Source organism: Mesorhizobium sp. M8A.F.Ca.ET.208.01.1.1 (assembly GCF_004791315.1).
Lineage (GTDB): Bacteria > Pseudomonadota > Alphaproteobacteria > Rhizobiales > Rhizobiaceae > Mesorhizobium.
Map to the genome: position 1 here is coordinate 1 of NZ_SRUT01000401.1, position 284 is coordinate 284.

The 284-nt window shown below is 58.8% G+C and carries 1 protein-coding gene; it reads left to right on the plus strand.

The genetic code is table 11. The features are described 5' to 3' along the window. Positions 1–231 (plus strand): hypothetical protein (locus EN851_RS36920; protein WP_210234966.1); only part of this gene is annotated, 231 nt, incomplete at its 5' end. Positions 232–284: the final 53 nt, after the last annotated feature.

Here is a 284-nt window from a genome sequence, read left to right on the forward strand (position 1 = left end):
GTCACACGCTACAGGACCGACTTTGTAAAGGAGCTGCGTCTGCGCGGCATCAGCATGATCGAGGTGGCCATGCCGACCCAGTTGAAGTGCAAGTGCTTTGTTTTTCAAGCCGCTAGCGATGCTAAGCACCGGCTGCGATCGATGAGGACCGATCCAGGGACGTTGACCGCGCAGCGGTCGCAGTCCACCTTCCTATCGAACCGATTCAGCTTCTCGACCAGTGCTGACTGACGCGCGGGAGATCATGCAGAACCAGGCAGCGACAGGCAGCAAGGCTAGGCCTT